We start from the raw sequence: 11,449 nt of genomic DNA on the forward strand, positions 1-11,449 counted from the left end.
CCTCTCCGCCCCACTTTCGCGCGCTTTGGCGGGTTGGCTTATCGGCTTCGACGGGGCATGTCGGGCAGGATGAACGGGGAGCCGCGAATGCGTTTTGCAAACTGGATCAGGGCCGGCGCCATCGCGCTGGCGGGACTGGCGGCCACGGCCTGCGCCTCCTATCCGACCGAGCCGGTCTATTCGACGCGACCGATGCCGGGGTATGGCGGAAACCAGCCGGTCCAGCCCGGCTACGGCACGCCGCCGGCGTACAATCCGCCCGCCTACACGCCGCCGGGCGTCCAGCCGCCGACCTACGAATCGCCGCCGCCGATCGCCGCGCCGACCGAGCGGATCGAAGGCGGGGCCCTGCCGCCGCCGTCGTCGGGATCGAACAATTATCCGCCGCCGGCCTACAACCCGCCCTCGTACAACCCGCCAGCTCCGGCGACGTCGCCGTCCTATGCGACGCCCAGCGCGCCGATGAGTGTCAGCGCGGGCGCGGCCTATGTCATCCAGCCCGGGGATACGATCTCCGGCGTCGGGCGGCGTTTCCAGACCCCGGTGCAGAACCTGATCGACCTGAACGGCCTGGGGCCGCGCGGGGCGATCACCGTGGGGCAGTCGATCATCCTGCCCGACAGCGCGCTAGACACCGGGCGCGATCCCTATGCCACCGGGCCTGCGCCCGTCGGGGTCCGGGTGCCGGAAAACGGAATGATCCCCCCGCCGCCGCCGCCGCCCTCGGGCAATCCGGCCGCGCCGCCTCCGTCGCGCGAGCCGGCCGCGACCGCTCAGACGAGTGTGGCTCCGGCCGGTTCGACAGTGTTCCAGTGGCCCGTGCGGGGCGACATCCTGCGCCGGTTCGGCCCGGTCGGGATGGGCGAGCGCAACAACGGAATCAATATCGGCGCGGCGGCCGGAGCGGCCGTGGGCGCGGCGGCCGGGGGCCGGGTCTCCTACATCGGCGACGATCTGCCGGGGCAGGGGCTGACGGTATTGATCACCCACCGCGACGGATGGCGCACGGTCTATGGCCATCTGGGCTCCGCGACGGTGCGAGACGGCGACGACGTGCGGGCGGGCCAGCAGATCGGCACCGTGGGTCTGACGGCCGGCGACGGGCGCCCCTCGATCCATTTCGAGACCCGCCGGATGCAGGGCGATCAGCCCACCGCGATCGATCCTTTGACCGTTTTGCCACGGTAGAGCCGCCGAACCATCACGTCGCGTTGCAATCGCCGGGGCTCGGCCCTAGGTTCCGCGCCTTGTTTTAAACGGGCGCCCGAAAGCGGCTGCCTCGCCTTCGGGGAAGACCTCCATGCCTGCAACCGCTGACGGCGGCATTGTCGCCGCGATCGTGCAGTTCCTGCCGTTCATCGCGATCTTCGTCCTGTTCTACTTCCTGCTGATCCGCCCGCAGCAGAAGCGCGCCAAGGAACACGCGGCGACCATCGGCGCCGTGAAGCGGGGCGACACGGTCGTTCTGTCCTCGGGCATGATCGGCAAGGTCACCCGCGTCGAGGAAGCGGAGGTCAACGTCGAGATCGCCCCCAGCGTCAATGTACGCGTGGTCAAGGGCATGATCGCCGAGGTGCGCAACCGCACCGCCATCGCCGCCAACGATTCCAAGGGCTGAGCTTCGGCTCGCTGAACGAAAGCCCCGTCCATGATTCAGCTCTCACGCTGGAAAGTCATCCTTGTCGCCGCGTCGCTGTTCTTCGGCGTCCTGCTGGCGCTGCCCAACATGTTGTCGGACGCTCAGCGCGAAGCGCTGCCGGCCTTCATGCCCAAGAACAAGCTGAACCTGGGCCTCGACCTGCAGGGCGGATCGTATCTGCTGCTGGAAGTCGACGTCGAGGCGATGCGCGCCAAGCGGGTCGAGACCATGGCCGAGGACGTCCGGCAGACCCTGCGGGAAGACCGGATCCCGATCGTCAGCGTGCGCCCCGAAGCCGGCGGCGTGGTCGTCACCGTGCCCGAAGCCCAGGCCGAGCTCGCCGCCACGGCGCTGCGGAAACTGGTTCAGGCCACGCCCGGCGGCGTCGCCGATCGGGCGGTGACGCCCCAGGCCGGCGGCGCGATCCGGTACGGCTACACCGAGACGGGCCTGCGCAACCTCGGCCCCACGGCCGTCGACCAATCGATCGAAGTCGTGCGTCGCCGGATCGATTCGCTCGGCACCCGCGAGCCCTCGATCACCCGCCAGGGCGCGGACCGGATCGTCGTCCAGGCGCCGGGCGAAAGCGACCCGGCGGCGCTGGAGCGCGTCATCGGCCAGACCGCCCAGCTGACCTTCCAGATGGTCGATGTCGAAAACTCGCAAAGCGCCTTCCAGACCGGGATCATTCCGCCGGACGCGCAACTGCTTCAAGGCGAAGACGGCACCCCCTATCTGGTCAAGAAGCGGGTCATCGTCTCGGGCGAAAGCCTGGTGCCGGATCGCACGAACGTGACGACCGACCAGTCGGGCCGTCCGGCCATCGGCTTCGCCTTCAACGGCGCGGGCGCTACCCGCTTCGGGCAGGCGACCACCCAGAATATTGGCAAGCCCTTCGCCATCATCCTGGACGGGAAGGTGATCTCGGCCCCGACGATCAACAGCCCCATCCTGGGCGGCTCGGGCATTATCGAAGGCGGCTTCTCGATCGCCCAGGCCTCCGAGATGGTGAACCTGCTGAAGGGCGGCGCCCTGCCGGCCCCGCTGAAGGTCGAGGAACGCCGCACCGTGACCGCGGAGCTCGGCGCCGACGCCGTCAAGGCCGGCGCCCTGTCGACCGCGATCGGCTTCGTCATCATCGTGCTGTTCATGCTGCTGGCCTACGGCTTCCTGTTCGGCGGCGTATCGGTGGTCGGGCTGATCCTGAACGGCATCCTGATCGTGGCGGCCATGTCCCTGACCCAGGCGACGCTGACCCTGCCCGGTATCGCGGGTCTGATCCTGACCTTCGCGGTGGCCGTGGACGCGAACGTGCTGATCTATGAGCGGATGCGCGACGAGGCGCGGGCCGGACGGTCCGTCATCGCCTCGATGGACGCCGGCTTCAACAAGGCCATGGGGACGATCATTGACGCCAACCTGACGACCTTGGTGGCTGCGGCCATCATGTTCATCTTCGGCGCCGGCCCCGTGCGCGGCTTCGCTTGGACGCTGTCGATCGGGGTGTTCACCTCGGTCTTCTCGTCGGTCCTGGTCGCCCAGGTCCTGCTCGCCTACTGGCTGAAGACCGCCAGACCCAAGACCCTGCCGATCGCGGAGACCGTCAAATGACCTGGTGGCCCCTCATCAAGGTCCTCCCGCAGAAGACCAATTTCCACTTCGTCAAATACGCCCGCTACGCCGCCGTCCTGTCGGTCGTGCTGTGCGTGGCGTCCATCGTGGCTTGCTTCGTACCCGGCCTGAACATGGGCATCGACTTCCGGGGGGGCGCCTCGATGGAGGTCGCCAAGCCCGCGGGTCAGACCATCGATCTCGAGGCCGTGCGCGGCTCCGTGGCCGAACTGAACCTCGGCGACGTCGGGGTGCAGGGCATCGCCCGCCGCGACACCAACGTCCAGGACGGCTCCACCGCCGTGCTGCGCTTCCAGGTGCCGGAAGGCCGCGACCAGACCGCCGTCGTCAATCAGGTCGAGAGCGCCATCACGGCGGCCGTCGGCGAGGTGACCTATTCGGGAGTCAGCGTCGTCGGCTCCAAGGTGTCGGGCGAGCTGTTCACCTCGGGCCTCTTGGCGCTCGGCGTCGCCATCGCCCTGATGTTCGCCTACATCTGGTTCCGGTTCGAACCCCAGTTCGGTTTCGGCGCCGTGGCCGGCCTGCTTCACGACGTGATCCTGACGTTCGGCCTGATCGTGCTGTTCAAGCTGGAGTTCAGCCTGAACATGGTGGCCGCCATCCTGACCGTCATCGGCTATTCGATGAACGACACGGTGGTGGTGTTCGACCGCCTCCGCGAGAACCTGCGCAAGTACAAGACCATGCCGCTGCGCGAGGTGATCGACCTGTCGCTGAACGAGACGCTGTCGCGGACCATCATCACCGGCGTCACCGCCGTCATGGTGCTGGCGGCCCTGGCCGTCTTCGGCGGCGAGGCCCTGTTCGGCTTCTCGATCGCCCTGATGTTCGGGATCATCGTGGGCACCTATTCCTCGATCTACGTGGGTGCGCCGATCATCCTGCTGTGGGGCGTGAAGCGCGGCGAACTGACCGAGGACGCCAAGCCGGTCAAGCTGGGCATGGCGTCGCGGCCCTGAGCCACGGGTCGCTTGCCTGACGCCTCTTCCAGTCTCGACGATCAGGTCCGCGCGGCCGATCCCGACCGTTGGCTGTCCAGCCGGTTCGTCGGCGACGCCCAGGCGCGCGCGGACCTGATCGTCCTCTACGCCCTCGAGGCGGAGTTGATGAGCATTCCGACGCGGGTGACCCAGCCCCTGCTGGCGGAGATGCGCTATGCCTGGTGGCGCGAGCAGATGGGCGGGGTCTTCTCAGGCATGGCGCGCAAGGGCCATCCGGTGCTGGAGGCCCTGACCGACGTGGTCGCGCGTCGCAGCCTGCCCCGCGAACCGTTCGACGCCCTGATCGATGCCCATATCGACCGCGTGCACGGCGAACCCCACGACCTGAACGCCTTCTACGTCGGGCCCATGCAGACGGCGGTCCGGATCCTGATCGGGCACGGCCATGAGCGGGCCGTCGCCGAGGCCGGCCAGGTCTGGGGCCTGATGCAGGTCGGGCGGGCCGAGACGGCGGTGACGGTCCGGGCCGACGCGAACCGGGCGCTGCGCAAGCTACCGGCCGCGGCGTTCCCGGCCGTGGCCCACGCCGCGCTGAAGCCGGATGCGCCGGAGCCGATGAAGCGGCTCACGCTGACCTGGGCGACGCTGAGAGGGCGGATCTGATGGCCGTGACCCGGACCGATGTCGTCATCCTCGGCGGGGGACACAACGGGCTGGTCTGCGCCTTCTATCTGGCGCGGCGGGGGCTGAAGGTCACGGTGCTGGAGCGGCGCGGCGTCGTCGGCGGGGCGGCCGTGACGGAGCCCTTCCACCCGGGTTTTCGCAACTCGACCGCCAGCTACACCGTCAGCCTGCTGAACCCGAAGATCATCGCCGATCTGGAGTTGGCCCGGCACGGACTGCGCGTCGTCGAACGTCGGATGTCGAACTTCCTGCCGCTGGACGGGGACTATCTCGCCGCCGGGGAGGGTCAGACGCAGGCCCAGCTAGCGCGGTTCTCAGGCCGCGATGCGGAGCGGTTGCCCGAGTACGAGGCGCGGCTGGAGGCGGTGGCGGCGGTGCTGCGGGCGCTGGTGCTGGAGACGCCGCCCAACCTGCCGACGGGAGGATGGCTGCAGGCCCTGCCGGAGATGCTGAGGTCGGCAGCGGTGGCGAAGCGGCTCGGCGGACTGGACCTGACCGGACGGCGCGACGTGCTGGACCTGTTCGCCAAGTCGGCGGGCGACTGGCTGGACGGCTGGTTCGAGAGCGATCCGATCAAGGCCCTGTTCGGCTTCGACAGCGTCGTCGGCAACTATGCCTCGCCCTATACGCCGGGGTCCGCCTACGTCCTACTGCACCATGTCTTCGGCGAGGTGAACGGCAAGAAGGGCGTCTGGGGGCACGCCATCGGCGGCATGGGCGCGATCACCCAAGCCATGGCGGCGGCCTGTCTCGAGCAGGGCGTCGAGATCCGGCTTGAGACCGAGGTCGCCGCGGTCCTGACCGAGAAGGGCAAGGCGGTAGGGGCGGTGACGACTTCGGGCGACACGGTGCGCGGCCGGGCTGTGGTCTCGAACCTGCATCCACGCCTGCTGTTCGACCGGCTGGTCGATCCGGCCATGGTTCCGGCGGACTTCGCCGAGCGGATGAGCCGCTATACGTCCGGGTCGGGGACGTTCCGGATGAACGTGGCCCTTTCGGAGTTGCCGCGCTTCACGGTCCTGCCGGAGCCGGGCGATCACCATACGGCGGGCATCCTCATCGCGCCGAGCCTCGCTTACATGGACCGGGCCCACGCCGAGGCGCGGCTGAACGGATGGTCGTCGAAGCCGATCGTTGAGATGCTGGTCCCCTCGACGCTGGACGATACGCTGGCGCCGCCCGGACAGCATGTGGCCAGCCTTTTCTGCCAGCATGTCGATCCGATGCTGGGGGACGAGCATCGCGAGACCGTCGCGGACCTGATGATCGAGACGGTCGACTCCCATGCGCCGGGCTTCAAGGCCTCGGTGCTGGGACGGCTGGCGCTGGGGCCGCGCGATCTGGAGCGGCGGTTCGGTCTGGTCGGCGGCGACATCTTCCACGGGCGGCTGACGCTGGACCAGCTGTTCAGCGCCCGGCCAACGCTGGGCCATGCGGATCACCGGATGCCTGTGCCGGGCCTCTATCTGTGCGGATCAGGGGCGCATCCGGGCGGCGGGGTCACCGGCGCGCCGGGGCACAATGCGGCCAAGGCGATCCTGCGGGATATCTAGGCTTCCGCGACGCCCAAGGCGCTATAGAGCGCGGACTTTACGGCTTCCTCGGTGAAGGGCTTCTGGATCGTCGGCTGGCCGCGCCAGTGGTCGGGCAGGCCGCCTTCGCCGTAGCCGGTGGAGAAGACGAACGGCACGCCCTTGGCCTTCAGCGCCTCAGCGACCGGGAAGACCTCCTTGCCGGCGACGTTCACGTCCAGAAGGGCGGCGTCCAGCAGCGGATCGTCGGCCACGACTTCCAGCGCCTCGTCCACCGTCGAGATCGCCCCCACCGGCACGGCGCCCATGTCTTCCAGGATAGTCTCCAGCAGCATGGCGACCAGAGATTCGTCCTCGACCACGAGGATGCGGCGACCCGACAGACCGTCAGCCATGCTGTTGAGAATCCCTATCAAGCGGAACTGACAATTCCGCGATAAAACCGTCGCTTGCGTAGCTGAGTTTGGCCTCGCCCGCCAGATCGTGACGCACGTTCCTTTCGATCAGACGACTGCCGAACCCCTTGCGGTTCGGAGGGCTCACTGTCGGGCCGCCGACCTCGCGCCATGTCATCGTCAGAGTGCGATTGGTTTGGTCGGCGATGCTCCAGTCGACGAACACACGACCGTCAGGCGTCGATAGAGCGCCGTATTTGGCGGCGTTGGTCGCCAGTTCGTGGAAGATCATGCCGAGCGACAGGGCCGCCGCTGGACCGAGCGGCAGGGGCGGGCCGTTGAGCACGATGCGGCTGGGGCCGTGGGCCGCGGTTTCATGCTCCAGCACAGCGCGCAGGTCCGCGCCCTCCCAGTGGCTGCGGGTCAGCAGGTCGTGGGTGTGCGACAGGCTCAGAAGTCTGGCCTGGAAGCTCTCGGCGAAGGACCTGGGGTCCGTGTGCGACCGGGCGGTCTGCATGGCGATCGACTGGACCGTGGCCAGGGTGTTCTTCACCCGGTGGTTCAGTTCGTCGATCATCAGGCGCTGACGCTGGGCGGCGCGAACCGTGTCGGTGACGTCGTGACCCTGGACGAAGATCCCGACCACCGCGCCCCCGTTGTCACGGATGGGCTGGTAGATGAAATCGACGTTGCGGCTGATCTCCTGATTGGAACCCTCGGGACGGAAGGTGACCAGCGCCCCCTTGCCCTCGTAGGGTTCGCCCGTCGCGAACACCGAATCGAGAAGTTCGTAATAGCCCTGGCCCGCAAGGTCCGGCAGCGCCTCGCGTATCGACAGTCCAACCACGTCCGACCGGCCGATGATCCGCGCGTAAGCCTCGTTGTGCATCTGGAAGACATGGTCCGGGCCGGACAGAATGGCGACGAAGCCGGGCGCCGACATGAACATCTCGACCAGGCGATTGCGTTCGATCTCGAGACGTCGGTTGTCCTCCTGAACGGCCCGAGCACGGTTCATCACGCCGCCGCCCAGGATCATGTCAAGGGCGCTGATAGCCGGACTGTCGTCGCGCTCTCGCCGCAAGCGCTCCAGTTCCGTGATGTCGGACGTGTGCTGGAGGATCAGGACGATCCGGCCATCGGCGTCATGAAGGGGCGTGTGGGTGGCGCTCCAATAGCGATCTTCGAGCGTCGTCCGTCCATCGGCGTCGGTCACGGGGATCGCGAAATGAATGAGAGCGAGGTGGTCCCGCGCGCCGGTCGCGAGCACCTTGTCGAACGAGGCGCGCAGTTGACGAGCGTTCTCGGCGCCTTCTTCCGTGTCGCCGCCCGTGAAGATGTCGAACAGCGGCTTGCCGATCAGCTCATCGCGCGTCTTGCCGACGACCGCCAGATAGGCGGCGTTCATGCCCGCGTAGCGCAGGTCCGGGGTCAGCAGCATATAGGGGTTGGTCGACGCCTCGAAGGCGGCCGCCAAATCTATCGCCTGATCAAGTGCACGCACGCGTACCGTCTCCCCCGATCCGGGCCAGCGCGCGGCATGGCGAAAGGTTCCCGCGCAATGTGAAGTTTGTTTCGTCGCATCGCCCGGCTAAGGATCGACGCATGTTTTTCGCAAGTCTCGCCTTGGCCGCCCAGATGACCCTGTCGCCCGTTCCGCCGGTCAATCCCCAGGTTCAGGTGGCGCAGGGGAGGCTGGTGGGACGCCAGGCGGGGGACGTGGACTCCTTCAAGGGCGTCCCGTTCGCCGCCCCGCCGATCTGGGCCCTGCGCTGGCGTCCGCCGCAGGCTCCGGCACTCTGGACGGGCGAGCGGGATGCGGGCCAAGTCGGGGCGATCTGCATCCAGGCGCCGTCCAACGGCGATCCGGGGGTGGGGCCGGGGGCGCCGAGCGAGGACTGTCTGACGCTGAACGTCTGGCGACCGGCAGGGCAGGGCGAGGGCCTGCCCGTCATGGTCTGGATCCATGGCGGTGGCTACAATAACGGCTCGGGCACGCCGCCTCTGTATGACGGGGCAAATCTGGCGCGGCGCGGCGTCGTGGTGGTGACGATCAACTACCGGCTCGGGCGGCTGGGGTTCTTCGATCATCCGGCGCTGGCGTTCGAGCGCGACCCGGCCGAGCCCGCCGGAAACTATGGCGTGATGGACCAGATCGCGGCCCTGCGATGGGTTCGCGACAACATCGGGGCCTTCGGCGGCGATCCGCAGCAGATCACGATCTTTGGTGAGTCGGCGGGCGGGGCGGCGGTCATGCAGTTGATGGTCGCGCCGGCCGCGCGCGACCTGTTCCAGGCCGCGGTGGTCCAGTCCGGACTGGGGCGGCAAAGGTCCGCTCTGCTGGCCGAAGACCGACCGGGGCGGCCCTCGGCCCAGTCGCTCGGCGTGGCCTTCGCCAAGTCCGTGGGCCTGCCCAATGCGACAGCGGACGACCTGAGAGCTCTGCCCGCCGAGCGACTGCTGTCGCCCATGCCGGCCTTCTACAGCGACAATCTGGTGGTCGACGGACAGGTGGTCCCCGAAGACGTGATCGAAGCCTTCGCGGCCGGGCGTCAGGCGGCCGTGCCCATGATGATCGGAACGAACAGCGCCGAGTTCTGGTGGATCCGCCCGACGGACGCCGGGGCCTATGGCCGCACCGACGACGTAATGACGGACGCGGAATACGACGCCCTTGTCGCCGCTTACGAGGGACCGCCGGGGTACGACGCCCATGTCGTCTCCGATCTGATCTTCAACGAACCGGCGCGGCAACTCGCGCGGCTGCATGCCCGGGCAGGGAATGCGACCTACCTGTACCGCTTCGATATTGTGCCGGACTCGAATCCGGAGCCCAGCGGCGGGGCGACCCATGCGTCGGAGCGGCCCTATGTCTTCGACAACCTCGACACCGTCGGGCGGCCGATGGGTGAGCGGGACGAACGGGCGGCGACGGCGATGGCCGACTACTGGACGACCTTCGCGAAGAGGCATGACCCAAACGGCGCCGACCGCCCCGTCTGGCCCGAATTCGGCGCAGCGCCGGACCAGCTGCTGGAGTTCACCAACGACGGACCCGTGGCCAAGCCGGTGCCGTTCCCGGAGCGGCTGGACCTGATCGAGCGGTTCTACGATCGGGTCAGACCCTAGAGGCAGGCCCCATTCGTCTGGATGATCTCGGCATAGAGATAACCGCTGTCCTTGATCGTCCGCTCCTGGGTCAGGAAGTTGACGTGGGTGATGCCGAACCGCTTCGAATAGCCCAGCGACCACTCGAGATTGTCGAGCAGCGACCAGGCCATGTAGCCCTCGATCTTCACGCCCTTGCCGATGGCGTCGTGGACGGCTCTGACGTGGTTGCGCAGGTAGTCGACGCGCATCGGGTCGTGGATGCGGCCGTCGATGGCCTGGGGCGGGTCGTACCAGGCCGAGCCGTTCTCGGTGACCATCAGGGGCAGGCCGTTCGTCTGCTCGTACAGCCAGACCAGGGTGTCGGTGAAGGCGGGAGGGTAGACTTCCCAGCCCGTCTCGGTGTGGGGATGTTGGACCTGTTTCACCGGCCGGGCGCGGACGGGCCATGCGTCAGGCGCGTTCTCGGGCACCGCGCGGGTGTACCAGTTCAGACCCATCCAGTCGGTCGGCGTGGCAATCAGGTCGTAGTCCTCGGCCGGGAAATCGCGCATCGCGTCGCTGTAGACGTCGTGCAGTTCGGCCGGGTAGCCGCGGCCCATCAGGGGGTCGAGGAACCAGCGGTTCATCTGGGCCTCGGCGCGCTTGCGGGCGGCTTCGTCCTCGGGTCTGTCGCTGGCCGGGTATTTGGGCTCGATGTTGAGGACGATGCCAATTCGACCTTCACCGACCTCGCGGAAGCGGCGGACGGCGGCGCCGTGAGCGCGCAGGACGTTGTGGCCGGCGATGACGGCCTCGTAGTGGGACCGGTGGCCGGGGGCGAGCACGCCGTGCAGATAGCCGCCGTCGATGATGACCCAGGGCTCGTTGATCGTGCCCCAGGTCTTTACCCGGCCTCTGAACCGTTCGAACAGGACCTGGCCATAATCGGCGAACCAGTCGGCGATGTCGGGGTTCAGCCAACCGCCGCGATCGTCCAGCGCGGCGGGCAGGTCCCAGTGATAGAGGGTGCAGAGCGGCTCGATCCCCGCCTCGATCAAGGCGTCGATCAGATCGTCGTAGAACTTCAGACCCGCCTCGTTCAGCCGGCCCGTGCCGTCCGGCATGACCCGGCTCCAACTCACGGAGAATCGGTAGGCTTTCAAACCCAGCCGTTGCATCAGATCGACGTCCTCGCGCCAGCGGTTGTAGTGGTCGCAGGCGACATCACCGGTATCGCCGCCCTTCATGTTGCCGGGAATGTGGCAGAACCGGTCCCAGATCGACTCGCCCGCCCCATCCGCCAGGGACGAACCCTCGATCTGATAGGCCGCCGTCGCCGCGCCCCACAGGAAACCATCGGGAAACTGGTACTTGGCGCTCATGGGCAGGCTTTCGTTCGGGGAGGCGGAAACGCCGTCACGGCGGGAAAGGAACCGTTGCAGCAGAGACAACGTGGATCGAAAAGTCCGGTGTGGCCAAACTACGGCACTTGCGGGGCCTATTACCAGTGTGTCATGTAACCGCTTACAAGATTGT

The 11,449-nt window shown here is 67.8% G+C and carries 10 protein-coding genes; 7 read left to right on the forward strand and 3 right to left on the reverse strand.

From position 1 onward, the window contains the following. Positions 1-87: 87 nt before the first annotated feature. The 6 genes from O5O43_RS04975 to O5O43_RS05000 all read left to right on the forward strand — a co-directional run bounded on the left by O5O43_RS04975 (position 88) and on the right by O5O43_RS05000 (position 6,449). A complete protein-coding gene (locus O5O43_RS04975) occupies positions 88-1,188 on the forward strand; it encodes a peptidoglycan DD-metalloendopeptidase family protein (RefSeq protein WP_271085810.1) in 1,101 nt (366 codons plus the stop codon). 112 nt (positions 1,189-1,300) lie between these two features. Continuing rightward, a complete protein-coding gene (gene yajC / locus O5O43_RS04980; protein WP_271085811.1) occupies positions 1,301-1,618 on the forward strand; it encodes a preprotein translocase subunit YajC in 318 nt (105 codons plus the stop codon). Positions 1,619-1,648: 30 nt separating this feature from the next. Further along, complete coding sequence (secD, locus tag O5O43_RS04985; protein ID WP_271085812.1) at positions 1,649-3,250, forward strand: protein translocase subunit SecD; 1,602 nt, start codon at positions 1,649-1,651, stop codon at positions 3,248-3,250. Beyond that, entirely contained in the window at positions 3,247-4,230 is a 984-nt protein-coding gene (secF, locus tag O5O43_RS04990; RefSeq protein ID WP_271085813.1) for a protein translocase subunit SecF, read from the forward strand. Before secD ends, secF begins: the two co-directional genes overlap by 4 nt. Before the next feature lie 12 nt (positions 4,231-4,242). Then, complete coding sequence (locus O5O43_RS04995) at positions 4,243-4,875, forward strand: squalene/phytoene synthase family protein (protein WP_271085814.1); 633 nt, start codon at positions 4,243-4,245, stop codon at positions 4,873-4,875. Further along, entirely contained in the window at positions 4,875-6,449 is a 1,575-nt protein-coding gene (locus O5O43_RS05000; protein WP_271085815.1) for an NAD(P)/FAD-dependent oxidoreductase, read from the forward strand. The genes O5O43_RS04995 and O5O43_RS05000 overlap by 1 nt, the downstream gene beginning before the upstream one ends. Here O5O43_RS05000 and O5O43_RS05005 read toward each other — a convergent pair. Both O5O43_RS05005 and O5O43_RS05010 read right to left on the reverse strand, forming a co-directional pair. Continuing rightward, on the reverse strand, positions 6,446-6,823 hold the full coding sequence (locus O5O43_RS05005; protein WP_271085816.1) for a response regulator: 378 nt from the start codon (positions 6,821-6,823) through the stop codon (positions 6,446-6,448). The two genes, O5O43_RS05000 and O5O43_RS05005, sit on opposite strands and share 4 nt — an antisense overlap. Beyond that, positions 6,816-8,327 carry an HWE histidine kinase domain-containing protein gene (locus O5O43_RS05010; protein ID WP_271085817.1) on the reverse strand — a complete coding sequence of 504 codons (1,512 nt, stop codon included), beginning with the start codon at positions 8,325-8,327 and terminating at the stop codon, positions 6,816-6,818. The genes O5O43_RS05005 and O5O43_RS05010 overlap by 8 nt, the downstream gene beginning before the upstream one ends. 101 nt (positions 8,328-8,428) lie before the next feature. Here O5O43_RS05010 and O5O43_RS05015 point away from each other — a divergent pair, with 101 nt between their 5' ends. After that, on the forward strand, positions 8,429-9,952 hold the full coding sequence (locus O5O43_RS05015) for a carboxylesterase family protein (RefSeq protein ID WP_271085818.1): 1,524 nt from the start codon (positions 8,429-8,431) through the stop codon (positions 9,950-9,952). Here O5O43_RS05015 and O5O43_RS05020 read toward each other — a convergent pair. Beyond that, positions 9,949-11,295, reverse strand: a complete 1,347-nt coding sequence (locus O5O43_RS05020; RefSeq protein WP_271085819.1) for a GH1 family beta-glucosidase — start codon at positions 11,293-11,295, stop codon at positions 9,949-9,951. The genes O5O43_RS05015 and O5O43_RS05020 overlap by 4 nt on opposite strands. Positions 11,296-11,449 lie beyond the last annotated feature (154 nt).

The sequence above is a fragment of the Brevundimonas sp. NIBR11 genome, from assembly GCF_027912535.1.
Classification (GTDB): domain Bacteria; phylum Pseudomonadota; class Alphaproteobacteria; order Caulobacterales; family Caulobacteraceae; genus Brevundimonas.

Excerpts from the sequence above, each read along its gene's own strand:
- secF (WP_271085813.1), top strand. The coding sequence starts at position 3,247 with ATGACCTGGTGGCCCCTCATCAAGGTCCTCCCGCAGAAGACCAATTTC.
- O5O43_RS05015 (WP_271085818.1), top strand. The coding sequence starts at position 8,429 with ATGTTTTTCGCAAGTCTCGCCTTGGCCGCCCAGATGACCCTGTCGCCC.
- O5O43_RS05005 (WP_271085816.1), bottom strand. The coding sequence starts at position 6,823 with ATGGCTGACGGTCTGTCGGGTCGCCGCATCCTCGTGGTCGAGGACGAA.
- O5O43_RS04975 (WP_271085810.1), top strand. The coding sequence starts at position 88 with ATGCGTTTTGCAAACTGGATCAGGGCCGGCGCCATCGCGCTGGCGGGA.
- secD (WP_271085812.1), top strand. The coding sequence starts at position 1,649 with ATGATTCAGCTCTCACGCTGGAAAGTCATCCTTGTCGCCGCGTCGCTG.
- O5O43_RS05000 (WP_271085815.1), top strand. The coding sequence starts at position 4,875 with ATGGCCGTGACCCGGACCGATGTCGTCATCCTCGGCGGGGGACACAAC.
- yajC (WP_271085811.1), top strand. The coding sequence starts at position 1,301 with ATGCCTGCAACCGCTGACGGCGGCATTGTCGCCGCGATCGTGCAGTTC.
- O5O43_RS05020 (WP_271085819.1), bottom strand. The coding sequence starts at position 11,295 with ATGAGCGCCAAGTACCAGTTTCCCGATGGTTTCCTGTGGGGCGCGGCG.